This is a genomic window from Dulcicalothrix desertica PCC 7102 (assembly GCF_003991905.1).
GTDB lineage: Bacteria > Cyanobacteriota > Cyanobacteriia > Cyanobacteriales > Nostocaceae > Dulcicalothrix > Dulcicalothrix desertica.
The window spans coordinates 168,163-193,887 of the sequence record NZ_RSCL01000004.1 but is presented as its reverse complement, the minus strand read 5'-3'; the positions used below and the strand labels follow the sequence as shown (position 1 = coordinate 193,887).

Here is a 25,725-nt window from a genome sequence, read left to right as displayed (position 1 = left end):
TTTTTCAATGTAATTATATTTTAAGCTATCACCGTACAAGATATTTGAACTTTTTTTAGCTTTGGGTGAAATCAAGAATTAAGAAATAGGAATTTCAATCCGGAATTCGGCGCCGTTACCTGGTTCAGAAGCGCAACTCAGCTTACCACCGTGGGTTTCTTCGACTATTTGACGGCTAATAGATAAACCTAAACCAGTACCTTTGCCAACACCTTTTGTTGTGAACAAGTGTTCAAATACTTTTTGCTTAACTTCGTCTGACATGCCACGACCATTGTCTTTAATTTTGATAATAGCTTGCGTTGTAACCACCGTTGTAACCACCGTTGTAACCACTTCAGTGGTAATAATAATCTTATTTGGATTATTTTCAATCTCTGTAAACGTTTTACCTTCATTAGAATCATCGAGTGCGTCAATAGCATTGGCAATTAAATTCATAATTACTTGGTTTAATTGCCCAGGATAGCAATTAACCATTGGTAACTTGCCGTATTCTTTAATAATTTGTATATCTGGACGAACACTATTGGCTTTTAATCTATGTTTAAGAATTAATATTGTACTGTCTATTCCTTCGTGAATATTATAAGCCACTTTACTCGCTGTATCACTGCGCGAAAAAGTGCGTAAAGAGATACTAATTTCTTTGATTCTAGTAACTCCAACGTGCATTGAGGCGACCATTTTTGGCATATCTTCTAATACATATTCAATATCTATTGTTTCGGCATCTTCTTCAATTTCTTCACCAGGTTCAGGGAAATGTTGATGATAAAGCTGTATATGATTGACTAAATCTTGAACATACCCTTCTAAGCATTTAAGATTACCTGATATAAAACCAACTGGGTTATTTATTTCGTGAGCTACCCCAGCAACTAATTGTCCTAAAGTGGACATTTTTTCGCTTTGAATAAGTTGAATTTGAGACTGTTGTAACTCATCCATTGCATCTTCTAAATTTTTGACGGTTTTCTCAAGCTCTGAGTTGAGTTCGCGTAATCTACTAATATAAACATAACTAGAAATTCCAGTTGTCGAGGCAATTAAAGCTAGTACTGGTGATAGTACAGGAATCCACCATCCAAACAAAAAACTAACATAGCTAATAATACCAACACTTACAGTACTCAATAATAATAGTGTTAGCATACGAAGCAGGTAATGCAAAGCTGTGATATTTCGCCATTTCCAACCGAGAGTGGCTATTAGTAAACCCCATACAAAAATCCATAAGTGTTCTAACGAGTCATGCCATACATAAATTGACGGGCGCCCATCTAACACAGAACTTAATACTTGACTCGCTAAGGTTGCCTGAATTTCTACCCCTGGTGTCCTTTCTGGCGTACTAGAAAATCCACGGCTATAAGGTGTATAAAAAGCATCATTAAGACTTGCTGCTTTGGCGCCGATTAAAACAATACGGTCGCGCATTAAATCATTTGGAATGCGACCTTCCAAAACATCTATCAGCGAAACATAATTAAATGACTTCGCCTGACCACGGTAATTTAATATAATTTGATAACCACCTGCATCAGCATTAATATAGCTACCATCTGACGCTTCAAAAGGACGAAAAACAGTATTTTTGAATTTTATTGAACCATCAGGAGCAGCTTCGGGTTTAATACCTTCTTTTTCTAGATAAGTTCCTGCGGTAACTAAACCTAAACTTGGTAGTGGGTTTCCTGGTTCTGGAAAAAGCACACCACGACGTACCACTCCATCGATATCAACAGTTACATCATTTGAACCTGTTTGACCTTTTTCACCAAGTATTGGGGGAGGGCCAATTTTAGAATTAAACCCGTTTTCGACTATTTTTTGAATACCGTAAAGATTAGGGGTAGTTTTATAAACTTCTAATAATTCTGCATGACCAGGTTCAACAGGCAAATTGCGGTATAAATCTAAACCAATAATTCTAGGCTGTTGTTCTTTAATCTTATTTATTAACCTTGCCAAATCTTTGTCAGAAAAGGGCCATTGTTGAAACCGCGTAATATCAGACTCTTCAATACCTATAATTACAAACCTTTTATCCACTGGTTCAGCAGGACGCAACCGAAATCTTATATCCAAAGCAGCTAATTCCAAAGGTTGTATAAAACCCAACAGTCGAATGCCAATTATTAACCCTGCAACACCTGGTGCTATTACCAGTGTTCCATGCCATTTTTGGCTATTTTTCGCGATTTTACCGACTATCTTACTGACTTTTCTGGCGCCAACAGATGAACTGGCGCCTTTCTCTAAATGCTTTAAAAGCTTGGTATAAAAAAATTTCATCGTCTTCGTTTATAAAAGCCAGTAGAGACGTTACATGTTTAGTCTCCACATGTAACGTCCTTACCTCTCTGTAGTATTCCCAAAACAAAGTCGCCTATCTTCATATTAAAAAAACTATTTACTGATAAAATTATAAAATTCCCAATTTCTCAAAGAAATCAGGAACCATACATTTATCTGTTACATCCGTTGTATCCGTTGCCTTAACCTTCAGCAAGACGCTGTAATTCATTTGCCATAACATCAGATAACCCAACTTGGTTTAATAAACCATGAAGGTATGTAGCGTAAAACTGACTATCTGGATTACTTAAATACGCTTTAGTCATGGTTGCTACTGCATCGTACCAAATACCTTGTTGAGCGTAAAACATCGCTTTATCCCTAACTTGCTGTTCCGATGCTGTTTTAGAGAAATTATTTACTTCGGTGAGTGGAACACGTGCTATCCAACTTCGTGCATAAATGCTTAGTGAAGGACGTTTAGTATTACATACAAGCGAAACTGTCCAGCGGTATTGCTTACCAACTGTCAATCCTTTAATATCTGAAGGAATTTGCAGTTGCACTAAACCAGGTTTATCTACCTTTATTTTTTTAACGAATAATGGCTTTGCAACTCCGGGTTCAACTAAAGCAAATTTCATCGGGGTTGAGGGAACTGCTGAGACGTGCCAAGAAAATGTTGGACGTTCAGAAATAGTTAACCCTACATGGTCGTTTGGCACAAGCAAATTCAAAGAACCAAACAATCCTTCTGGACAACCGCGCGAACCTGCACCATCAGTTCGTTGTAGTGGTCTGCGTTCTTTTGGGGGAGTATAACCTTGAAAGGTACTAGCATATGAAGAGGTACTTAGCTCTACAGACTGGAGGATAGTAAATACACTAGTGAGCGCTAAAATTTTTGTCAATTTGGTAGAAAACATCGCGACTCTTTGCTAAGGGGTTTTGGAATGGAAATTAAGAGGTTAGAAAATTAGTAGTCCCTAACCTCTGACCACTACTTCTAGTTGCTTGAACGCTGACTTCCTGCGGTTGCAATTTTGTTCAAACCAACTTGTTTAAGCAATGATGTAAATAACTCATTTGCTTTTGGATTTGAATTGGAAGATTGCAAATTGTTTAAAATACTCATTCCGTCGTACCAAATACCGGACTGAGTGTAAGCAAGCGCGCGTTCGTTATCATTCCTAGCTGCTGCCAACTGTTGCTTTAACTGCGAACTGGTTGCAACTCTTTCAATCCAAGCACGCGCGTTGATATTTTGAGAAGGACGTTTGTCGTTACACACAAGTGCTACAGTCCAACGGTACTCTTGACCAACTTTTAGCTCTGGAACTTTTGCAGGCAGTTCAAGCTTCATAATTCCAGCTTTGTTTGCCTTGAGAAACTCTTGATGAATAGGCTTGTTTTGACCCGGCGCCGTCAAAGTGAACACCATTGGTGCAGTTGTCGCATTTGAAATATGCCACAAAAAGGTTGGACGCGCTTGGGTTGTAAGCGCAGTGTGGTCGCTGGGTGTTACTAAATTCAGCGTTACAGGAATTGAATTCGTACAACCGCGCGCTCCACTTCCTTCGGTGCGCTGCATTCTTCCCCGACCGCCAGGAGGCTTGTAACCATTAAGTTGTGCGTGTGCAGGTGCCTCATTAATGAATACAGGTAAAAATGCACCCAGTAATGATAACGATAATGAAGCGGCGCCTATAGCTACCGTAAGTTTGTGTTTGAACATATATGTGATTAACCCTTAAATTAAAGAAACCGGGTTTCTATCCAAAATCGCCTTTTTATTGCAAGATATCGAACAAAAAACCCGGTTTCTAAGAATTTGTAATAAGGTTTAAAATAAACATTACTACCAATTAATCGTATTCGCAGTTAATAAATCAGCAATCCGTATTTGTGCGATTATTCAATAAATTTTATATAAATAAAACAAAGTTTTATGATTTTAGCTTCACGGTCTTTTTATCAGTAATAATACTTATAAAAATGATGGCAAGCTAAAAAAGTATAGATAATTCAATAGTTTTACGATTGACTTTTAGCGAGTATAAAAAGTTCAATTGTCGGAAAAGCCTTATTTAATAAAACATGAGATTTAATATTCGACAGAAGGGGCTATACCGCTTTTGCCTCTCGTTATGTGTAGGATTGCTAGCTTACTTACTCTCACATTTCTTATTCTGGGAAGAAGAAGTACAAGCTGCCCAACCAAACAATCATCAGGAAATATCTGGTTCAGTAGTTGCTTTGGACAAAGAAACTACAACACAGCAAGACCAAGCATTGTTCCAATACAACTCAGGACAATACCAAGAAGCGATAAAGCTGTGGAGTCAAGCATTAAAGCAAACATCAGATAGAAAAGTTCTAGCGACTCTCTATACAAATTTAGGTTCTGCTTATCGCCAAGTGGGTAGTTTAGGACAAGCAATTCAAGCTTGGGATGAAGCAATCAAAATCTATAAATCGAGTCAGGGCAAAGAATCAAATCGTTTGTTAGCACAAGTACTAACCGAACAAGCACAAGCTTACAATGCACTAGGACAGTCGCGAACTGCTGTACCTTTGCTTGAAGAAGCTATTGAAAAAGCTAGTAAGTACCAAGATTTAAATACCTTGGCAGCAGCTAATGGCGCCTTGGGAAATGCTTATTTAGCACTAGGTGAATTTGATGCTGCCATTACATCAAATAAAAAAAGCTTAGAATTTTCTACAAACTTAAAAAATTCTGGTTTCATTGCCACAGCTTTAAATAATCTTGGTAATGTATATAGCAACCGCTACCAACGTTATGCCCTGCAAGCAAACTCAGTAAAACTTGAAGGCGATGATAAGGAAGTTGTGCGGTTAAATGGTTTGATGCAACAAGACTTTACTTTCTCAAAACAAGCTTACGAGCAAAGTATTGATATAAGTAAAACTATTGGTGGAATTCAGCAAGCGAAAGCAATGCTTAATCTTGCCCGCTTCTTAGAACAGAGCGAACCTTCTTCACAAAATACAGTTAATAAATACCGTTCGGAAGCAATGGCATTATTAGATGCTGTTCCTGATTCTCGTTCAAAAGCATACGCTTTGATTAACTTGGCAGAAAGTTTAAGTGCTGAAGATTCCCAAAATATAAAAGTCCAAAACTTAGAAAAAGCCATTGCAACATCGCGGCGCCTAAGAGACCAACGGGCAGAATCTTTTGCTTTGACTACATTAGGCGCCATTTACGAAAAAATGGGAAATCTGGGTAAAGCAATGGAATTAACCCAGCAAGCGCAATTTGCAGCACAGCAAGTTTATGCTACCGACAGTCTTTACCGCGCGCAAGCACAAGCTGGACGAATATATAATGCTCAAGGCGAACGCGAAGCAGCTATCACATCGTATCGAGGCGCCATTGCTTCATTGCAAAGCATTCGCGGAGATATTGCAGTTGCCAGCAAAGACCTACAATTTGATTTGCGTGACTCAGTAGAACCCGTATATCGCGAACTTATGGCACTGCTCTTGGAAGATGGAGACAAAGAAAAAGAATCCAAAAGCGGAAATCAAAAATCGAAAATCTCCGAAGTGCTTCAAGTCTCTGAACTACTGCAATTAAACGAACTGCAAAACTTTTTTGGAGACGAATGTGTTCAAGTCGCACGTAATTCTAAATCTAGTGCAGAAATTGCGTACAGTAATAAAGACACAGCATTTATTCACTCAGTTGTTCTTGACCAAAAAACTCACATGTTGCTGCGTTTAAGCAACGGTAATCTTAAAAGCTACCCAGTTGCAATATCTGCTGAAGAATTAGCAAAAAATATTGACCGCTTGCGCTATACTCTCGAAGATATTTCCACCGATGAATATCTTGCTGAAGCGCAAAAAGTCTATGATTTGCTGATTCGTCCAATGGCAGATGATTTAGCACAAGCTAATCCGAAAACACTCGTCTTTGTTAGCGATGGTGTGCTGCGAAACATCCCAATGGCTGCACTACATGACGGTAAACAATTCCTAATTGAGAAATATGCCGTTGCTACAACACTTGGGTTAAACCTAACACCTAATAACACTCCAATAGCACGCGATGCTAGAGCCGCAATATTTGGTTTAAGCGTAGAAATTCCACCATTTGCACCTCTCCCAAATGTCAAATTTGAAACTGAGGGCTTAGAAAAAATACTAGGTGGTAAACGCTTCTTAGACAAAGACTTTACTCTCGCAAACCTACAAAAACAAATAGATAAAAACGATTATCCTATCATTCACCTCGCAACTCACGGTAAATTTGGCGCCGATACCGAAAGCACCTTTTTACAACTTTACGACCAACGAGTATCACTCAACGAATTCGAGTCAGTATTACGTCGCAGCAAAAAACCAATTGACTTACTAACACTAAGCGCTTGTCAAACAGCCGCAGGTGACAGTCGTGCCACACTAGGTCTAGCAGGAGTTGCATTGCGTGCAGGAGTTCAAAGTACATTAGCAAGCTTATGGTTTGTCAATGACGCTGACACCGTACCATTAATTCAAAACTTCTACAAACAAATTCAAAAACCAGGAGTAAACAAAGCCGAAGCACTTCGTCAAGCGCAACTCAAAATCATCTCCGACGCCAACGGACACCCAGCAATTTGGTCTCCCTTCGTACTAGTCGGTAACTGGCAGTAAACATTTCAATCTCTCTTGTTCCCCCCGAATTTCGGGGGGTTAGGGGGGATTTACACAAGCAACTGATTTGGATAGTCCTATACATTTACTAATTCTCTACAATTAAAACTCCTATTGCAAAAGCAGTAAAATTGCAGCGGCTCAATACCGAAAACTTATATTAAAATTTATGAACTGGCGATTATTTTCTATAATTTGACTATTTCAATTACCTGTAAGCGCGCAAATTTTACCATATTCGGGACTAGGTAGGTTAATTTCACCTAATGCCTTTATTTATGGCTGCGCCGCTCGCGGTAGCAATTTATTTCATAGTTTTACTCAATTTAACATTAATTCTGGGAGTCGGGTTTACTTTAGCCGAGGAAGTCATATCATGTCCGCTTGATTACCCATAATTACCACGTCACGTAGAGACGCGAGGAACATCGCGTCTCTACAATGATTTTATTATGGTTACGCTCCCGGACATGATATCAGAATGCAGGAAACATTTATGTGAATGCAGTTGAGTCACTGTCTTTGAGTAGTACTACGCTAAACCTATAAAACTCAAAATCTTTAATTTTAAATTTAATCACTTCTAAGTGCGACAATGGGGTCTAGCCGCGCAGCTTGACGTGCAGGCGCCACGCCAAATAGTAATCCTATACCACCAGATACACTAGTTGCTAAAAAAATTGCGCTTATTGGTACATTTGGTTTTAGAGGTGTGAAAATGCTCACTAGCATGGCACTACCAACTCCTATAGTTGTGCCTATTAACCCACCACCAACCGATAATATGATAGCTTCGATCAGAAATTGAGTGAGTATAGAATTACTAGGGGCGCCTATTGCTTTGCGTAGACCAATTTCTTTTGTACGTTCGGTTACTGATACAAGCATAATATTCATAATACCAATACCGCCGACGAATAATGAAATTCCGGCTATAAGGGTTAAAAATACGCTTAATGCTGCTGTAATGTTACCTACCAAATCTTGTAGTGATTTATTGGCTGATACTGTGAATTTTTTCTTGCTGTGTCGAAGTGCTAGTATGTTATTTATTTGAAATGCTGCTGCACGTACTCCCTGTTTATCCTTTGCAGAGACTTCTAGAAAATCTACTGTTATTCCTTTTACTGAGCGTCTAGCAATTAATTGGTCTGCTGCAGTTGTAATCGGAATATAAACGGCATCATCATAGTTTATTCCTAAAAAGGCGCCTTTTTGTTGCATCAACCCTATGACTTGAAAGTTAATATTATTAATTTGTATTTCTTTACTAAGTGGATTCTCTCTACTAAATAGCTTACTGGCAATGGCGGCGCCTAAAATAACTACTTGTGCATTTTGCTTTTGTTCGGTGCTATCAAAGAAACGTCCTTGGCGCACTTTTAAGTTGCGGACATATAATATAGATGGGTTTGTACCTGTAACGCTGGCTTTAGTTGCACGTCCTTGATATATTAATTGAAGGTTTGCGCTTATTTGTGGCGCCACTTTAATTACAGATGGCGCTTTTTGAATAGCTTCTACATCTGCTAATGTTAATTCAGTTGCTTCAGTAGTTACTTCAGAAGCGCTTTGTGCAGCCCATACTGATAATTGATTTGGTCCCATTGAGTCGAGTTGCTGTTTAGTAAATTGTTGTGCCCCTTCTCCGACTGCTACCATTACAATTACCGAAGCATTACCAATAATTATTCCTAACATGGTAAGAAGACTTCGCATTTTATTAACTGTCAAAGTTTTAACTGCCATGTTAAAATTTTCTAGTATATTCATATGATGTATATAATCGTTAAAGAATACTTACCAAAATCTTGAAACACTACACTAATACGCTGGCGCCATTCGGTAATATCCAAATCTTGTAAATTAGTATTATCAACAAATATACTTCCCGACGTTGGGTCATATAAGCGTGTAAGTAATTTAATCAAAGAAGTCTTTCCGGCGCCGTTTTCACCAACGAGTGCTATAGTCTCTCCTGAGTGAATAGTAAAACTGATATTAGAAAGTGCTAACCTGCCATCGGGGTAATTAAACGAAACGTTTTTGAATTCAATACCACTTGTAAAATTCAGGGGTACGGTAACAGGAGAAGGGTTTATATACAAAGTTGGCTGTCGCACGAGAAACTCAAATAGAGAGCGCATATACACCAGCGCTTCAAACAATATTGGTGAATAAGCAATTTCGGCAATGCTTTCTTCAAAATATGCCAGCGACTGTATATATAGTAAAACGCTTCCTGCACTTAAATATCCTTGGAGAGCTTGCTGTACAACCCAGTAAAATATACCAGCATTGGCAATAGCACTTATTGAGGCAGATAACATTGACCATCGAGCTTGACGAAAACGTATGTTAGACTGTGCTTGATGCCAGTCAGTGAAAGCACGCTGATAACGGTTTACAATGAATTTGCCTAAACCAAATAAACGAACTTCTTTAGCATAAGTATCTGTAAGCAGGACAGAGGAAAAATATTCCATCCGTCGTATTTGCTGACTTTTGCCCTCAGCGACTTGCCAAGCTGTTTCTTCAAGTCGAAACGAAACATAAGCTTGAGGTAAAGATACAGCAAATAACAGTGTAGGAATCCACCAACCTAAAGAAGATAACAATCCCGCAATAGTTAACATGGTAGCGAGTTGCTTCCCTAAGTAACCCAAACCTGTTAGTAGATATAAAGGTTTTTGATTTGCTTCTGAGCGCAATATTTGTAAACGGTCATAAAACAAAGTATCTTCAAACGCTTGTAAATCTTCAAATGTATTAGCTTTTTGCATCAACTTCAGGTTAATGTGTCCCATCAACCTTTCATTGAGATTACCCTGAATTACTGTTACCCAAGGTGGCAACAATGACTCTAGCATCAAAGCTGCAATCCAACCTGTTAGCAGAAATGTCATATTTGTACTAACATCAACTTTTTGTGTTAATGCTGCACTAATAGTATCTACTACTTGTTTAACAATCCATACACTAACTGCAGGCGCCAAACCTTGCAGCAACTGACATATAATTAGTAAGACGGTAAGAATAGGCAAAGCAGACCAGAGTAGTGCAATTGATTTGCCGAATACTTGAAGAAAACGTTGAATTTGCTGTATAGGAAGCATTAGTTTTACTTGCTGTATTTTAGCCACTTTCAGAAGTATAGTGATTAGCCTAAAGATTGAAATGATTCGATAGTCCTAAACATAAATAGGAATAAAGTACTAGTGATTATTTAAGGTGGTTAGAGGAAAATGTGATAATTAGATTTTTATACAAACTAAAAAGCAATGCGCTTCGGCGCCAAAGGTTATTTACTCAAAGATACTCCCTCCGAGGAACTAGCAGCAGCAATACGCGCAGTACATCAAGGTTACACGCATATGGGGCCAGGGTTATTTGAAAAAGCATTTTCCCAATCTGCTACTCAACCTGTAAAATTAAATATTCCCCAAGAACTATTAGAACTTTCCCCCAGAGAATTACAAGTATTACGTTTAATTGCCACTGGCGCCAATAACCGTGAAATCGCACGCACACTATATATATCCGAAAACACTGTCAAAAACCACGTCACTAATATCTTAAGTAGCTTGGGTTTGAGAGACAGAACCCAAGCTGCACTGTATGCAAGTTCTTTCCTTTCTACATTAACTACAGAATAACTGTGGCTGTATCTTGTACGGATGCATATTGCTTACTATCAATTTTGTAGATTATATTCCGCAAACTGCAGGTCTTCCGTATTTATTACTCAATCTTGCCAATTTTCTATTTTAAGGTTTGGTATTTGGGAAAAGTCTTTATAATTACGTGTGACTACTGTTGCATTGTTAACAAGAGTAATGGAGGCTATTCTTAAGTCTTTTTCAATTTTATTTTTTGCTAAAGGTCGGTATCAAGAATCCATAAGCTCATACATCACTGTCCAACTCACGTTCCGCTCTAATTTCTTTGATGATTTCCATGAAGTCTGGGTCATCTTTAAAAATCCCAGCGAATTTCATCAAAGGATGTTCTGCGGCAACTGGTTGTATTGGTGCCGGTATTTTAACAATCTCGGCTTTGGCTAAACGTTCTTGTAATAACTGCTGAATTTTTTCTACTGCGCCTTGTTTAGTTTTATCAGTAGTTTGAAAGCTAGGAACTTCCAAAACTGTCGCTGTCGTAAAACCATCATCTGTACTTTCCAATAAAATATTCCAGTTATCCATTATTACTCACCTAAGTTTAATCAATTAACTTCTACATATTGTACTCCATTATATCTAAGAATAGGTAAAAATTAACGTGCGCGAATTATTTTAATCTTTAATACATTTCCTCTCTACTAAAGAGCAGATAAACTTATCACCTTGCAATAGTTGACCTTTTTGATGGATTTGTACGTTACCTGATAGGATAAACTGCTATTTACTGCTTACGAAAATTAGTTTGTCTGCTTTTGCTTCGAGTTTATTGTTTTGGGGAATAAAGATTGAGCAACATTCATGTTTTCCTCGCAGCAAGCTTTCTATTCGTAACAGAGTTTTATAAAATTCCTAATTGTTTGCTCCCCACGCTGTACGTTTCCTGTCGTGAGATAATCTAACACGGCGCCTTGAAATAAGTGCAGCAGTATTAACGCTTTATTCTCATCGTGTAAAAGCTGTGATAGCGCTTCCAACCACTTTTGAATTTCAAGCTCCAAAAATTGTCGCGTTTCAACATCACCTTGTACCGCACGCTGGTTTAGTTCCATAGTCAGTTTGAGCAAACCGTGCAATTCTTTAGATGTGAAATGCTCCCACATTTGAATCAAAGCTTTTGTCTTATCATCTGTTGCCAGTTGGAATGACCATAATTTATCACGCAGGCGCCTTTCTAAAAGACTTATCACCTGCTTCTCTAACTCTTGCTTCGAGCCAAAGTGATACACAAGCATCCGTCCACTTGTACCAATGCGCTTGGCAATAACGTTAATGCTACAGTCTAAGCTGCCTGTCTCGATGGCAGCATTTAAGCACTTTTCTAAAAGCTCTTCCTTTTTTTGAGGTTCGGGTGGTCTACTCATTGACAGTTAACGTAACGGCTATTACACTAATTATTAACGTAACAGCTATTACATTAACATGGAAGGAAGTAGCTATGAGCCGTAAAGATGGAATTATTCTTTTTTCGTTAGGTCTGATTATTTGGGCAGTAGGTACATTAGTTTACCGTCTAGCTGGGTCTTACTTTTTTGAAAGCTCTACGCTTGGATATTGGATGAATGTAATTGTCACTGGTCTTTTGTACAGTGCTGTTGGTATAGGGTTAATGAAGTGGCGCCGCATTGAGTCGCAATATTGGTTATATGGTGCGGTGTGTCTTGCTTTGCCGGGAATGTTAGGTGAAGTGCTGGTGCTTTCGACTTTTTCTGAATTAATGGTGAATATGCAACCTGAAACAGCAGGAAGATATGGCGCCTTTTTGTTTGGGGGATATTCGTGTTTAATTGGTTACGCTGGGTTGATGTCCATAAATGTAGAGACGTGACATGTCACGTCTCAGATATATCACGTCTCAGATAAATCACATATTTACCAATGCCTCTGTGGTAATAATATTTTCACCACAGAGACGCAGAGGAGACAGAGAAAAAATTTTAAATATTATTTAACTTTAGGCGCCGTCAAGCACATGCCTGAAGATAATACAAAGCTTGCAATAGAAGCAATAATAATAATTTGATAAACTTCACTGAAATTAATAGCCATGTGTCTTTACCTCAATTTTGAATTCCAATAATATATCCCATCACAAGTTAATCTTTTATATTCCAACTTTACAAGTTCGTCAATATACAATCAAAAAGTTTTATTATGTAAACATTATTATGATTTTTAGTGAGTGATAGCTCACTAAAATTTCTCTTTTAATAAATAGTGAGTTCCGGCGCCGTTTTCAAATGTTTTTGTATAATACTGGCTGATATGACTATCAACGTAATCGCGAATCATTCTAGATTTGCAAAATAAAGCTTGTTCAGGACGGTAATTTTTAAAGACTGAGAGAAACTGCTCGCGCGTGATAGTGTTTGAGCGAAGTCTGATATGCGATAAAACAGCTACCTCTGGTGGAATACGTAACCCAGCGTAAAATGCATAAATTGGGCAGTCTGTAAATATCCATTGCGTATTTTGTTTATGATTTAATACAACATTTAGTAATTCAACTTTTTCTTTACTTTCTTGAATATATTTATTATTTTCCATCGTGATAATAGTCAGTTTAACTGGAATGAAAAATAGCGATAATATTAAAAAATAAGTTGATAATTTATGTAAAGATATTTTGGGAAGATTATTTAGCTTTGTTTGTAACTTATTACGGTTTTTTCTCAAATAATTAATTGCTAATTCTACCCCGTAGGTAGCTAGCCAAGTTAATGGTATTGAAATTAACAGATAATGGTGATACCAAACAGGTTTATGAGTAAGAATGAGCAAAAATGCTGTTAAGAGCCAAATGATTGGAAAAGCTTTATTCCATTCGCGTTTTTTAAAGATAATTATTATTGCTGGAATTGCTAGGAGCATATAATCAAAATCTTGTAACAAAAACGAAAGTGTTAGTCTCACACTATTACCTACATCAAATGCTGTTTTAACATCTTCATCAAAATGAGAGCCAAATAATTGCTCATAGCTCAAGGAATTAGATATAAAGCTAATTAGCAAAAAAACACATCCACAAGAGCCTATCCAAGTAAGAATATCAACAAATATATCTTTTTTAAATTGCCAAGAATCTTTTTCTAATCTGATATTAATCAATTCTAATATAATTAGTGGGACTAAAAACGCAGTAAATAATTTAATTTGTAGCGACAGCGCTAAAAAGATACCAGATGTTATAATTAAACTCTTTGATAATTTCTGTCTATACAGCATTAACATATAAATAGACATCATTGCCATTGCTAACGCTGGCTGACCAATCATTGCAGAAACACTAACTCTGAGGAAATTACAAGAGATAGCTAACAAAAAGGCGCCTGCAGTTGCTGCAATATTACCTACATAAATGCGTATAGTTTGACAAAATGACCACACAAGTAGCGTTGAAGAACATAAAACTAAAAGTCTTGCTGAAACTATCGACTCACCAAACCAACGAAACCACTGAGCCAAAACAATAGTTGAGAGTGGTGGTTGGTCATTCCATATTTGTGTATATAAATCAAATCCCCGTAAATATAAAGACGTTTTGATTAATTCGATTCCTTCATCGCTTGTATCAAATTCAAATGCTCGCCAAATCGGCATTATATAAAAAGCGAAGATAAAAAATATACCAGGTATAAATAAGTTGAACCATAAAAATTCTTTCCATTTAAGTGTTGATATATTTTTCATCTTCAAATATACTCATTTATCTTCACAAATTCCGATGAAGCGCGCGTGCCATAGTTTACCGCGTTCGGTTAAGCCTTGACAGCGCACTGTAATTTTAACGCTTCCGGGGTTTGCAGAGTGGCGCCGAGCAATTTCTTCCATATCATGTTGTGAAAATCCTGTACCAACTGAACCCATTGGTACTAATTTACCCTTCACTTCTTGTGCCACATTAATAGCACTAAATGGTCTACCAACTACAGTTGTTTTGGTGCATTCGGTGATAATTAAATCTAATTCCAAATTATATTTTGTACGTACCATTACATAAGTGCGTGTATCTTTTCCGCCAGTATATTGGCAGCTATGTGATACCCATATTTCACCTTCTCTACCCTCAGATTGCTGTTTAGTTGCTAGAGATGCTTTTTCTGCCTGAGTTTTGGCAGTTGGAACAACTTCAAAATATTGAGTATCTAAATGTTTGCCGATTTTTTCTCCAGCTGCAATGCGTTCAACTTCACTTTTATTAGTTAAATCTTGCCCAGAGAACCACAAAGCTTTAAAAATAGCGTAAATAGGTATTGCGACAACAGGTTGTCCATTTTGCTCATTTACCATTGCTGCTTGCGGTGCAGTTCGATGTTCACTACCTGTTGAAGACCGATAGTATAACTCACCATCAAGAACAAAAGTACCTATTTGATTTGCTAGTTCAAGCAATAAATTATTAATTTCTATAGATGGTTGTGCTTTTATGTTGGTTGAGCGGGACTGATAATAAACTTTGTCTTTCGTTGCAACTACTACCAACCTATTACCATCCCGTTTAGGTTGTCCCCAATAATCAGGAGAATCTATATAATATGAGCGGTCAAACGGTGCATCAACTGCCTGCATCGTTACAATTCGTCCAGGTTGCAAATGTGATGGTAACTCTTCAACTAACTTTGGCGCCGCTTCTACAATAACCGTAGACTCTGGACTGGTGGAAGCCTTAACAGCAGCTTTTGTTTTTTTTGGAACTGGCGCCGCACCTGTTTCAATTTCAAAAGCTTTCTGCCAAAACCCCATTGCAACTTCCGGGTATCCTTCTTGTTCCGCACACACTGCAAACCCTATAACTTTATCAATGCCAATGTTGTTACCGTAGTTTGCTAGATATTGAGCGGCGCCGTCAGTTCCTTGTAAATGCCATGAGTTCTTAACCAAACGGTTATTCCAGCGTTCGCGGATATCGCTCTTCACTTTCTTTATCGCATGACGCTTAGATTCTATATATTCAGAGATGTTCATAGTGATGGGTGTTGTAAAAAATGTTAATTAAACAGACATCAACAGACAGCTTCATATTTGGTACAAATATATTAATAATCTAAGCTTTCACAATCAAATCGTCAACTACTAGTTCATGTCATTAATTTTGGTGGGTAGAAATATTAGCAACGGATGATAAACGGATGTAACTGATGGTTTATTTTTAACAATTAGATGAGCGTTTGTAACCAATAACTTATCTGTTACATCCGTTACATCCGTTACATCCGTTGCCAGCCGACACCCCAAAACTGATGACATGAACCACTACTGTTCCTTTATCAAATTTGAGATGTTGTAGCATAGGCAGGAGCGCCCCTGTGCAGTCCAGTTCATGATTTTTACCACAGAGACACGGAGAACACAGAGGGGTATAGCGATGAACCACAAATTCCAACATGCCATCCGTTAAGTTAGACTGAAGGTGCTGGCGCCCCTAACTCCCATTTCCTGCTCATTGTTCTATCTAAAGAATGAGACGATATGCGCTCTATTGCATCAATAAAAGTATCTTCGGTTACATCATCTAGCGAGCGAAATAATAATTCGCTTAGACGGTATATTTTTTGAAACTGTTGTTTTCAACTCAAATCGACATGTTTCTCTAATAAGCTGTCAACAAGCTCGAAAAAATAGATAATTCTGAGCTTTCTTTGAATCCTTACGATGATTTATTTTTTGTTAATTCTGACAGTTATTAAGAAAATCGGGTTTAGACAAGTGAGGTACGGTATTATTACGACTATGGCAAAGTATATTTCTTTGTCAAAACTTTAAATTACATAGGTAATTCATGAAGCTTTGTTTAAGAACTGCTCTACCTCGTGTGGTTGTTACCTCCATAGGAGCAACAGCAATTGCTTTTTTGTCGTTTAAACCCGCAAATGCTGTAATTTTTGTCGAACCACTTGTGACAACAGCAAATCAAGATATCTTAGCGACAAGAAATCCAAGAAGGTTGACAGATATACAACCTGGACAAGTTATTGAATATGGAGTTCCAGACTTCGCAAACAACTTGCTAAACGCGACAGGAAATAATATAGGCAGTTTTGTATTTGATTTAGAAACGCTTGCCTATAGCAATCCGAACGTGACTCCTGCGTTTAATAACGAACCAGTTGAGTGGGGAGATGTGAACGGAGATGGAAAAATCGGGTACTCAACCACACCTGGTCTAACAGATATCTTTAAAGACGTTACTGTAACAGGCAACAGAATAACTTTTAGCGGTGGTGAAATCAGTAATGGAGCGGTATTTTACAATCCATTCTCTAGCAAACCCGACCTGAGACCGGGTGGTGGAATTATCCCACCAGCAGCACCGCTACCAGCAGACCAAGACGGTCCAATCCGCGTTGCTAGTTATTACACCGCTATTCCCGAACCAACTTCCGTATTTGCTCTCTTCTTTGCTGGTTTAGGCGCCGTAACAATTAAACGTAATCAGATCAAAGCGCGCAGAACTTGATTCAATCTAAAACAAATATAAGATTCCTGGTTTCTTTAATAAACCGGGAATCGAGGTGTTTTATGACAAGCGTGTTGTCTTTACAATTTGAATTTTAATAGTTATTGCTCACTCATTGAGCAGTTACGATATAAGCTTGGAAACAGATATTTGCTTAAAAACTCAAATACCAGACAATTAATATCTGATAAAATAATAAATAATCTCCTTTTACTAGGAGAAATATTTACTCGAAAACAAATTTTGGGTTTCACAAGGAGCGTAATCAATGATGAAACGAACTACCAGCAATTAAAACAGCTTGTCAACCCAAATTTAATATAATGCTGAAGCTTGTCTTCCACCTAAACGCTGTTGTTCCGCTTTTGGTAAAACGTTAACCGAAATAGTCGCATAAGAACCTTGTTGCTGACCTATCATTATCATCCGTATAAAGTCTCCCAACCCTTCTACTAACCGCGCGTTACGTAAAACCCCGGAATCTACTGGTGCAAACCCAATTACAGTAGCAAGCTGCATGACTGTACTTCTAGCTTGCTCATCATCTCCAGCTACAAATACCGAAACTTGATAATCTTTGAGTGGTGCAGGCGCCAATTCAAATACTTCTTGTGCCATTGTATTAAAAGCTTTGACTACACGCGCGTTTGGTACATCTGAAGCAAGTTTTTCTGCCAAAGATTCTACTATCGCAGGATATGCAAATTCTTCTGGAATGTCCTGATTATTACAATCAATAATAATTTTACCGTTGAGAACTTCTTTGTTAGATAACAACTCTGATGGCATAACTCCGCGCGCTGTCCACAGTATCACATCTGCAAATGCTGCCGCTTCATCGTTTGTTCCTCCTTGTGTTCCTAGTCCAGCTTTTTGAGCAACTGCTTTCCCTTTTTCACTATCCCGCGAGCCGAAAAATACCTGATGTCCTTGCTCTGCCCAAAGAATACCCAGTGAACGTCCCATGTTTCCACTGCCAATAATTCCAATTTTCATTGCTTTATCCTTGATTAATACAGACAGGTCTGTTTTATATCTATAATTGAAATATTACAGACAGGTCTGTATCATGTCAATAGGGTTATACGAAAAATGGAGAACCTAATGCCTAAAAAATTGCAAGATGGCGCGAAACCCTTACTGCGTGAGCAAATATTGAATATTGCAGATGAATTATTTTACAGTGAAGGGATTAGAGCGACAGGTGTAGATACGATTATTGCAAAGTCAGGAGTGGCAAAATCAACGTTATATAGATACTTCCCATCAAAAGATGATTTGGTAGTTGCATATCTAGAACAGCGTAACCAGCGGTTTTGGGATTTATTGGAAGCTGAACTAGCTAAGTATCCGTCACACTCAGTAGAAAAGTTATTAAGAGTATTCACATGGTTAGATGAACTACTAGCAAAACCAGAGTGCTTGGGATGTCCGTTTATTATTACAACCGCAGAATATGGAGAGTTAGATTATCCGGGACATCAAGTAGCTGTAAAACATAAAGAAGCAGTGCTAGCACGTTTGACTCAACTTGGAGAAGAAGCGAATATAAATAATGCATATGAGCTTGCTAGTATTTTATTGTTGTTGATAGACGGCGCCTTTGTACAGCGGCGCCTGTTTGGTAAAGTAGCAAAAGTATCTTTGGCAGAAGCTGCAGAAGGGTTAATAAATAAACAATGACAGAAATTCGCTTTGATGTGTCTGTATTTGTAAGGTGGGCAGTGCCCACCCTACTATTAACAATTACAATTACTTCTAAGATGCCACATAATAGGAGCGGAAAGACTGCTCCAAAGAGGAGTATTGACATTAGCTGTTCTTAACGCTTCTGCAGTCCAGTCATTACAATTTCTTAAAATTGAATACCGACCAATGGCGCCATAAAATCCACCATAAGCATTATAACCATTGGCAACTCTAATTACACGACCTGTATTATCAAGTTGAAAGGTTCGTTGAATAAATTGTACTAGTCTCAGATAATTATCATAGCTAATACGTACACATTTGATATCAACATATTTTTTATTCGGTAAATTATTAAAACCTCTAACATGCATCACCGAAGTATTATTCGGGTAAAATAAAGCTTTGATAACAGTATGAATTCTAATGTCGGCTATCGTTGGGGTGTTAATAAAAAAGTCATGCTCTCCCCAACCAAAACTGAGATACTGATATTGTTGATTTGTGTCGGTGCCAATTTCTTCTAATGGAATAAAATGATTCCAGTCAAACTTTGACGTTTTTACTGGTAATATCAAATCACTGTGTAGACCACCATTAATTACATAAATATTAACATTACAAGGACTGCTAAAATCATAATACCATTTGGTCGGAGTAAAGGCGCCGAGTATAGTTATCATCACAGCAGCTAAAATTGTAACTAGAAATAATTTGCGATATTTTTTGAGTTGATGTCGTAGTTTCATAAGCAACAAGTCCTGTCCCTGCTAAATATAATAGTTTTTTTTCATCAGCGTAAGTACTACTTTAAACGTTGAAGATGAATCAATACAATCTCCACCTGACTTTACATCTTCAGAAGTTAGCACTCGTTTCTGCGCTCATCTATTTTCTTGGGTTGAACCCCGCAACCTTGGATATGTTCTTAGCTCGCGCGTTGGTTATCAGTTAACCAACGGGGAGATTTTGCAACCCCATTGTTCGTATATCTCGCGCGAAAGATTAAAACGTACACCTCGCACTTATCCAGAAATGGCGCCATAACTTGTAATGGAAGTAAAAACAGCTTTCGACCGTTTACTCCCGTTACAGAAAAAAATGCAGGCTTTTCTACAATTACAATGGGGAATTAAATTTGGAATTCTCATTGACCCAGACCAACGTAATGTATCTATATATAAGCTTGGCGCCGCTGTTACTCTATTAGAAGACGGTGATACATTGACCCTCCCTGAATTATTACCAGATTGGTCGCTTAATGTATCTAACTTATGGGCTACAAACGTATAATTTAAAACTGTTGGTAAAAGCAGTAGTAAGGTGGGCAGTGCCCACCCTACAAATATGTAGATTTTTCAAAAATAATTTAAAATATAAGTGGATGCGTAAACCGCTGTAATTTACATATATATATGAGTGACGAAGACAAATTACTGCAAAAGTGTCTAGATAATCTAAAAGTATTGCCAGATATTCGGGCAACCTTACATGAAAAATACAATATACCCGATAAAACAAATATTGATGGAATTTTAACAATACATAGTCCGGTTAACTCAGTGGACTACCCTTACACAATACAGCCATATGTGACTTCTTCGGCTAAACTTAAACTTAAACCATGATAGGCTGCGAGAAACAGCAGAACGTATTTATGATAAATTTATTTTAGATAGACAGCAAAATGTGTAAAATAGAAGATAAACAAAAGCAAGTTTTACTGGATATTAAAAGCATCGCTGATAGTTTACAATTATCTATCATGTTGGTTGGTGCAGGTGCTAGAGTGCTAGTTTTTGACAATCAGTTGAAAATTCCAGGTCGAGGTACGTTTGATTTAGACTTTGCTATACAAGTAAACAATTGGTTAGATTTTCAAGCTTTCAGTAGAGCAATGACCGAAGGGTTAAGCCCACTTTTTAAAGCAACTAAAGTTTCACACAAGTTTATACATATTTCGACAGATACCGAAGTAGATATAGTACCTTTTGGTACTATTGGACAACCAAATCAACAAATAGAATGGTCAGATGGGAATCAAATGAACATTCTTGGGTTAGATGAAGCTTTTGCAACCGCAGAGGCAAGAAAAATAGAAGAAGTTGAGTTTAAAGTTATCAATATTTCTGCCTTTTTAGTCTTAAAGCTATTTGCCTGGAATGACCGGAAAGCTAAAAAGGATTTAGAAGATATCTATTTTATACTTGAAAAATATAATGATGATGAACGTGTATTTAGTGAACTCATTGATGAATTATCTGAAGAAGTAATATAATACTCTGAGGCGCCTGCTTTCTTACTAGGGCGTGATATTAAAAATACTTTTAGTCAAATTGTAATCAACAAGTTCACAAAAATTATCGAAAATATTTTAAATAGAAAAAATTCTTTATTTCCTCAGTTAGTTCCCTCTACATTTGACTCAGATGAGTGGGATGATAAATTTAATACGGTTGTGGCAAAGTTTGAAGCGTTGCAACAAGGTATATTTTAAATTACTCCTTTGCAGAAAAATCTTGCGTTATAGAAACCGAGTATATTCGGTCTCTACATTTGTTACGAAAACAAGCTGATATCAACTTTAAAGAAATCTGCTAGCGCTTGTGCTTGAGTTTTGCTAATGCTGCGTTCACCATTGATTATCTCGAAAACAGCTCGCTTAGAGCCAATTACTTCAACTAATGCTTCTGGCGCCAATTCACGGGCATCCATCAAATGATGTAACATTGAATGCGGTGTACCTTGTGGTATAGGGTAATGAGCTTCCTCAAACTTCTCAATTAGTGTTACTAATAGCTCTAACAATGTATCTTCTTTTGGTGTTCGACGAGTACGATGCTCTAACTCTGTTGCCAAAGCTATTGCACGCTCCGAATCTTCCTCTGTAGTAATTGTTTTCGGCTGATATTGAGCTAATAATTTAGCGTAAAATTCAGAATTAAAAGTATGGGTCATTTTTCCACTTAGTTAAGGGGGATTATTAATCTCTGTTGTAACTGTGTATAACGTTCCTGTGACTTAGTAGAACGAACACACATATATATTGCTTTCTTGGAACCAATAATAATTGCTAACTTCTTCGCGCGCGTTAGTCCTGTGTAAAGTAAATTGCGTGATAGCATCATGTAATGTTGCGTATATAAAGGCAATATTACCACTGGGTATTCGGACCCTTGGGCTTTATGAATTGTAACGCTCCACGCGAGTGCTATTTCGTTAAGGTCAGCGTAGTCATAAGTAACTTCGCGTTCTTGATATAGAATTTTAACTTCTTGTTCTTCGGTGTCTATATGGGTAATAAAACCAACGTCACCGTTAAACACTTCACGCTGATAATCGTTAGTTAGCTGAATTATTCTGTCTCCGGTTCTATAAATTGTCCCACCTCTGGTAACTTCAACTTTTTGAGAACTAGGTGGGTTAATTAATTGTTGTAATACGTTATTGAGATTGCGTGTACCTACTAAACCGCGACTCATTGGACACAGTACTTGTACGTCAGTGGCAGGATGATAACCAAGTTTGGGAATAAAATCATTTATTAGTTCGCAAATTGCTTGTACTCCATGTTCTGGCTGATATCCTCCTCCATGCCATAAACAATCTGATTTTGGTGTGTTGGAAATAGCTTCGATATTGGGTTGCTGTCCAAGGTTTATTTGGTGGGCAGCGGTGATAATTTTACTTGTAGCAGCTTGACGAAATACTTGTGTAAGTCGAACTACAGGTACTTTACCAGAATTTATTAAGTCAGCGAGTACATTCCCGGCGCCTACCGATGGTAGTTGGTCGATATCCCCTACTAATAATAACTGAGCATCGCCTAATGCTTGTACTAGCGAGTGCGCTAAAAATAAATCTAACATACTCGCTTCGTCTACAATAATTGCAGAATGCGGTAGCGGATTATTTTTATTGCGCTTAAACCCGCGCGTCTTGGGGTCAAATTCTAAAAGTCGGTGCAGAGTTTTTGCTTCCAAACCTGTCATTTCACCAAGTCGCTGTGCTGCACGTCCGGTAGGCGCCGCGAGAGCAATAGATTTACCCATTGCCTTCCATAAGCTTACAATTGTATGAGTAGTAAAAGTTTTTCCTACACCTGGTCCACCTGTTATTACCATCAAATTTGAGTAAGCAGCTATTTCTACAGCTTGCTGCTGTTGAGGTGATAAAGTGACTCTGCGACTATCACAAAAACGTTCTATCCAATTGCGAACGCGCGGAATATCTATATTAATAGTGGGAATTAAACGTTGTTGTAAACTAATAGCGAGATTTTGTTCAGTATAAAAGAAAGTTGGCTTGTAGCATATAATTGTATCATCGCTGTTTTCTCGTATTAATTCATTCTCGCGCGACATTTTACTGATAATTCCAGTTATAGTTGCCTCATTTGGTTCGTGGTCATTAGTTTTTAGCCGTTGGGTTACATGCTGTATTAATTCTGGTTGTGGCAAATAACAGTGTCCTTCTTCTGCTGCTTCGCTCAATACATGAATCAGACCCGCACGGTATCTAAATTCCGAATCACTAGGGACACCTAAATTACGAGCAATTTGGTCAGCAGTCAAAAACCCAATGCCATATATATCCGTTGCTAACTGATAAGGGTTTTCGTTAACTTGATGTATCGATAAATCCCCATATTGCTTATATATCTTGACCGCGTATGTAGTGGAAACGCCATGAGTTTGCAAAAATACCATTACCTCTTTAATGGCTTTTTGTGTTTGCCAAGCTTTCTGAATCATGGTAATACGTTTCTTCGCAATACCATTAACTTCTTGCAAACGCTCTATTTGATTTTCAATGATATTTAAAGTTTCCAGCCCAAAATGATTTACTATACGTTTGGCTGTAACTGGCCCAACACCCTTAATTAGCCCACTACCCAAATATTTCTCCATTCCCGTCAGTGTGGCAGGTTTCGTCTCTTTATAATTTACTACCTGAAACTGTAAACCATACTGTGGATGTTCACGCCAAAACCCTGTTAATTGAAGTGTTTGTCCTGGTTGAATGCCAGCAAAACTACCTGTAATTGTTGTTAAATCAGATGCACCCGGACGCTGTAAGCGTGCGACAGTGTAACCTGACTCTTCCGAATGAAAAGTAAGACGCTCTACCACTCCCGTTATTGACTCATACTTGGGAGTAGCATTTACTGGCTGGTTTGGATGTGCGCTAGACATTATATTATTGGGATTGGCGCCAATATTATACCTAACTTTTTATGACGTGTTGAAAACCTCAGTCACTACTACTGTATAATTTACTTATGCAAATTATACGATGTGCTACGATTGTTAGTATATAATTAATAATTCAAGTAAAATAAGTATCAAAAACTGTTTTCCAATGCCTGCCAAAGATATTTTCCATGATGCTGTAAAGAATGCATTAATACAAAGATGACTGGTTAGTTACTGATGAGCAGTTTTATATTCGTTCTAGAGGCGTAGAAATTTATGTTGATATTGGAGCAGAAAAAATTATTGCAGCAGAACGAGATGGCGACAAAATTGCAGTATAAGTTAAAAGCTTTTTACGGCTATTCTAATATTACTGAATTTCACGTAGCAGTCGGTCAATTTATTAATTAACGTTCTATTCTAGAAGATGAGCAACCAGACAGAATCTTATATTTAGCAATACCTTTAGATGTTTATGATTCATTTTTCAGCTATCTTTCACTCAGAAGATTATTCGGAACAATAATATTAAATTAATTGTTTTTAACTCATTAACGGAGGTAATTGCCAAATGGATAAAGTAGAAAAGTATCGAGAATATATTTAAAGGTTACTAACTGAATATAGTAATCATAAAAGTCTAAATGAAGATGTAGAAGCTCAAACAGTATTTGATAAGGAACACGACCATTATCAGTTAGTCCACGTTGGTTGGCGGAATCAACGACGAATATATGGTTGTGTGCTGCACTTAGATATTAAAGATGGTAAAATTTGGGTTCAACATGATGGCACGGAAATAGGGATTGTTCTCGATTTGGAAACCTTGGGTGTACCAAAGCTTTTGAAACAGAAAAATTTATTCCAAAAATAAAACAGGATATAAAATTACTATTAAGTAGACGTATTATTGAGTATGTATATCCCAAAACTCGTTATGTAGTTCATCCAACAATTTAAATTAAACTGGCGCCAGTCTTGAGATAATGATAAAGTAAAATTTTGAGTATTTATTTGTATATCCTATGAGCAAACTAACTCTAGCGCTTCTTGGCTGTATTAATTTTCTATCTTTAACGTTTTGGATGAGTAATGCTCACGCTCAAACGCCTTTACAATCGATAACTGTTGTAAACCAACTTCAGCAGTACAAAGTTTATCGTAATACAAAAGCAGGCGCCAGCCCCGAAGTAAAAAATGCAACGCAGCCTGCCGCAACTAAGGTTATATATTTAAATCCTAGACTATTCTCTCTTGACCCAAGCAGCGACACAGTTGGAGATGTAGCAAGCGCACAATTTGGTTGTGATTGTCTTACTTGCCGTGCCAGGGCACTCCAAATGTTACAATTCGGTGAAATAAGTCTTCCAAATTAGATGCTCATCGCTTCTTCATTCTCTCTAATCGCTGTTTTTATTTCTTTTATTCAGTAAGAGCGTACCACACTTATTAATTTACCTGAGAGAGATTCTGCAGCTATAGTTGCTGCATGAATTCTTTCTGCTTACAGATATACCAAATGCAGTTTTAGCTTTACCTGATACAGATAACTTTACGACGGAAAATCCAGCAGAGGGAATTTCTGTTATTACAGTAACCCAGTTAGAGAATAAAGTGCAAGTTAGGGTTACTGGAGTTGATAATGCACCAACCGTTACAGCAGGTTTTGGCGACCCAGTAACCTATGGTGTGCAAATTAGAACCAATCTTTAAATCACAGTAGAGACGCGATTTATCGCGT

At 37.6% G+C, this 25,725-nt stretch carries 24 protein-coding genes and 3 pseudogenes; 13 read left to right on the top strand and 14 right to left on the bottom strand.

Annotated features, from left to right (window positions below):
• Positions 1–78 precede the first annotated feature (78 nt).
• From DSM106972_RS10110 to DSM106972_RS10100, 3 genes are all read right to left on the bottom strand, one after another.
• Positions 79–2,298, bottom strand: coding sequence for a CHASE2 domain-containing protein (locus DSM106972_RS10110; protein ID WP_127080580.1), 2,220 nt, complete (start codon positions 2,296–2,298; stop codon positions 79–81).
• 203 nt (positions 2,299–2,501) lie between these two features.
• Positions 2,502–3,227: a DUF928 domain-containing protein gene (locus DSM106972_RS10105; protein ID WP_127080579.1), complete on the bottom strand. Its 726-nt coding sequence runs from the start codon at positions 3,225–3,227 to the stop codon at positions 2,502–2,504.
• An 80-nt stretch (positions 3,228–3,307) separates the two neighbouring features.
• Positions 3,308–4,036 (bottom strand): DUF928 domain-containing protein, encoded by a 729-nt coding sequence (locus tag DSM106972_RS10100; protein ID WP_127080578.1) that lies wholly within the window; start codon positions 4,034–4,036, stop codon positions 3,308–3,310.
• A 362-nt stretch (positions 4,037–4,398) separates the two neighbouring features.
• On the opposite strand from DSM106972_RS10100, the gene DSM106972_RS10095 reads away from it, so the two are divergent.
• Entirely contained in the window at positions 4,399–6,963 is a 2,565-nt protein-coding gene (locus DSM106972_RS10095; RefSeq protein ID WP_127080577.1) for a CHAT domain-containing protein, read from the top strand.
• Between the two features lie 573 nt (positions 6,964–7,536).
• Here the strand turns inward: DSM106972_RS10095 and DSM106972_RS10085 are convergent.
• Both DSM106972_RS10085 and DSM106972_RS10080 read right to left on the bottom strand, forming a co-directional pair.
• A complete protein-coding gene (locus DSM106972_RS10085; RefSeq protein WP_459178364.1) occupies positions 7,537–8,712 on the bottom strand; it encodes an ABC transporter permease in 1,176 nt (391 codons plus the stop codon).
• A 20-nt stretch (positions 8,713–8,732) separates the two neighbouring features.
• A complete protein-coding gene (locus DSM106972_RS10080) occupies positions 8,733–10,079 on the bottom strand; it encodes an ATP-binding cassette domain-containing protein (RefSeq protein WP_148129236.1) in 1,347 nt (448 codons plus the stop codon).
• Between the two features lie 162 nt (positions 10,080–10,241).
• Here DSM106972_RS10080 and DSM106972_RS10075 point away from each other — a divergent pair.
• Positions 10,242–10,619 (top strand): annotated as a pseudogene (locus tag DSM106972_RS10075) (LuxR C-terminal-related transcriptional regulator); the annotation flags it as partial.
• Positions 10,620–10,868: 249 nt separating this feature from the next.
• Here DSM106972_RS10075 and DSM106972_RS10065 read toward each other — a convergent pair.
• Positions 10,869–11,168 (bottom strand): hypothetical protein, encoded by a 300-nt coding sequence (locus tag DSM106972_RS10065; RefSeq protein ID WP_127080573.1) that lies wholly within the window; start codon positions 11,166–11,168, stop codon positions 10,869–10,871.
• 299 nt (positions 11,169–11,467) lie between these two features.
• Positions 11,468–12,007, bottom strand: a complete 540-nt coding sequence (locus DSM106972_RS10060) for a TetR/AcrR family transcriptional regulator (RefSeq protein ID WP_127080572.1) — start codon at positions 12,005–12,007, stop codon at positions 11,468–11,470.
• A 74-nt stretch (positions 12,008–12,081) separates the two neighbouring features.
• Between DSM106972_RS10060 and DSM106972_RS10055 the strand changes: the two genes are divergently transcribed.
• A complete protein-coding gene (locus DSM106972_RS10055; protein WP_127080571.1) occupies positions 12,082–12,471 on the top strand; it encodes a DUF5367 family protein in 390 nt (129 codons plus the stop codon).
• Positions 12,472–12,836: 365 nt separating this feature from the next.
• Here DSM106972_RS10055 and DSM106972_RS10050 read toward each other — a convergent pair whose 3' ends face one another.
• The 3 genes from DSM106972_RS10050 to DSM106972_RS51315 all read right to left on the bottom strand — a co-directional run bounded on the left by DSM106972_RS10050 (position 12,837) and on the right by DSM106972_RS51315 (position 15,890).
• Positions 12,837–14,333, bottom strand: a complete 1,497-nt coding sequence (locus tag DSM106972_RS10050) for an ArnT family glycosyltransferase (protein ID WP_127080570.1) — start codon at positions 14,331–14,333, stop codon at positions 12,837–12,839.
• Positions 14,334–14,345: 12 nt separating this feature from the next.
• Positions 14,346–15,608, bottom strand: a complete 1,263-nt coding sequence (locus tag DSM106972_RS10045; RefSeq protein ID WP_127080569.1) for an ATP-dependent DNA ligase — start codon at positions 15,606–15,608, stop codon at positions 14,346–14,348.
• 108 nt (positions 15,609–15,716) lie between these two features.
• Entirely contained in the window at positions 15,717–15,890 is a 174-nt protein-coding gene (locus DSM106972_RS51315; protein ID WP_158632800.1) for a hypothetical protein, read from the bottom strand.
• Between the two features lie 532 nt (positions 15,891–16,422).
• On the opposite strand from DSM106972_RS51315, the gene DSM106972_RS10040 reads away from it, so the two are divergent.
• Positions 16,423–17,100: a PEP-CTERM sorting domain-containing protein gene (locus DSM106972_RS10040; RefSeq protein WP_127080568.1), complete on the top strand. Its 678-nt coding sequence runs from the start codon at positions 16,423–16,425 to the stop codon at positions 17,098–17,100.
• Positions 17,101–17,415: 315 nt separating this feature from the next.
• Here the strand turns inward: DSM106972_RS10040 and DSM106972_RS10035 are convergent, their stop codons facing one another.
• Positions 17,416–18,096, bottom strand: a complete 681-nt coding sequence (locus DSM106972_RS10035; protein WP_127080567.1) for an NADPH-dependent F420 reductase — start codon at positions 18,094–18,096, stop codon at positions 17,416–17,418.
• Between the two features lie 108 nt (positions 18,097–18,204).
• Here DSM106972_RS10035 and DSM106972_RS10030 point away from each other — a divergent pair, with 108 nt between their 5' ends.
• The gene (locus tag DSM106972_RS10030) at positions 18,205–18,783 is read left to right on the top strand and encodes a TetR/AcrR family transcriptional regulator (RefSeq protein WP_127080566.1); all 579 of its coding nucleotides are present in this window, start codon (positions 18,205–18,207) and stop codon (positions 18,781–18,783) included.
• Positions 18,784–18,839: 56 nt separating this feature from the next.
• On the opposite strand, the gene DSM106972_RS10025 is transcribed toward DSM106972_RS10030, so the two are convergent.
• Entirely contained in the window at positions 18,840–19,538 is a 699-nt protein-coding gene (locus DSM106972_RS10025; protein WP_127080565.1) for a TIGR02117 family protein, read from the bottom strand.
• Between the two features lie 43 nt (positions 19,539–19,581).
• Here DSM106972_RS10025 and DSM106972_RS55325 point away from each other — a divergent pair.
• The 3 genes and pseudogenes from DSM106972_RS55325 to DSM106972_RS10005 all read left to right on the top strand — a co-directional run bounded on the left by DSM106972_RS55325 (position 19,582) and on the right by DSM106972_RS10005 (position 21,067).
• Positions 19,582–20,082: pseudogene (locus tag DSM106972_RS55325) on the top strand (Uma2 family endonuclease).
• Positions 20,083–20,204: 122 nt separating this feature from the next.
• Positions 20,205–20,417 carry a hypothetical protein gene (locus DSM106972_RS10010; RefSeq protein WP_127080563.1) on the top strand — a complete coding sequence of 71 codons (213 nt, stop codon included), beginning with the start codon at positions 20,205–20,207 and terminating at the stop codon, positions 20,415–20,417.
• Between the two features lie 59 nt (positions 20,418–20,476).
• Positions 20,477–21,067 carry a nucleotidyl transferase AbiEii/AbiGii toxin family protein gene (locus DSM106972_RS10005; protein WP_127080562.1) on the top strand — a complete coding sequence of 197 codons (591 nt, stop codon included), beginning with the start codon at positions 20,477–20,479 and terminating at the stop codon, positions 21,065–21,067.
• A gap of 281 nt (positions 21,068–21,348) precedes the next feature.
• Here DSM106972_RS10005 and DSM106972_RS10000 read toward each other — a convergent pair whose 3' ends face one another.
• Together DSM106972_RS10000 and recD2 are read right to left on the bottom strand one after the other, a co-directional pair.
• Entirely contained in the window at positions 21,349–21,747 is a 399-nt protein-coding gene (locus DSM106972_RS10000) for a helix-turn-helix domain-containing protein (RefSeq protein WP_127080561.1), read from the bottom strand.
• A gap of 8 nt (positions 21,748–21,755) precedes the next feature.
• The gene (gene recD2, locus DSM106972_RS09995) at positions 21,756–23,984 is read right to left on the bottom strand and encodes an SF1B family DNA helicase RecD2 (protein ID WP_127080560.1); all 2,229 of its coding nucleotides are present in this window, start codon (positions 23,982–23,984) and stop codon (positions 21,756–21,758) included.
• 251 nt (positions 23,985–24,235) lie between these two features.
• On the opposite strand from recD2, the gene DSM106972_RS55735 reads away from it, so the two are divergent.
• The 5 genes and pseudogenes from DSM106972_RS55735 to DSM106972_RS09975 all read left to right on the top strand — a co-directional run bounded on the left by DSM106972_RS55735 (position 24,236) and on the right by DSM106972_RS09975 (position 25,697).
• On the top strand, positions 24,236–24,325 hold the full coding sequence (locus DSM106972_RS55735; protein ID WP_411675296.1) for an element excision factor XisH family protein: 90 nt from the start codon (positions 24,236–24,238) through the stop codon (positions 24,323–24,325).
• A 76-nt stretch (positions 24,326–24,401) separates the two neighbouring features.
• Complete coding sequence (locus DSM106972_RS55730; protein ID WP_411675295.1) at positions 24,402–24,521, top strand: hypothetical protein; 120 nt, start codon at positions 24,402–24,404, stop codon at positions 24,519–24,521.
• Between the two features lie 85 nt (positions 24,522–24,606).
• Positions 24,607–24,858 (top strand): annotated as a pseudogene (locus tag DSM106972_RS09985) (XisI protein); the annotation flags it as partial.
• Between the two features lie 151 nt (positions 24,859–25,009).
• Positions 25,010–25,360, top strand: a complete 351-nt coding sequence (locus tag DSM106972_RS09980) for a hypothetical protein (RefSeq protein ID WP_127080559.1) — start codon at positions 25,010–25,012, stop codon at positions 25,358–25,360.
• 106 nt (positions 25,361–25,466) lie between these two features.
• Complete coding sequence (locus DSM106972_RS09975) at positions 25,467–25,697, top strand: AMIN domain-containing protein (RefSeq protein ID WP_186538867.1); 231 nt, start codon at positions 25,467–25,469, stop codon at positions 25,695–25,697.
• Positions 25,698–25,725: the final 28 nt, after the last annotated feature.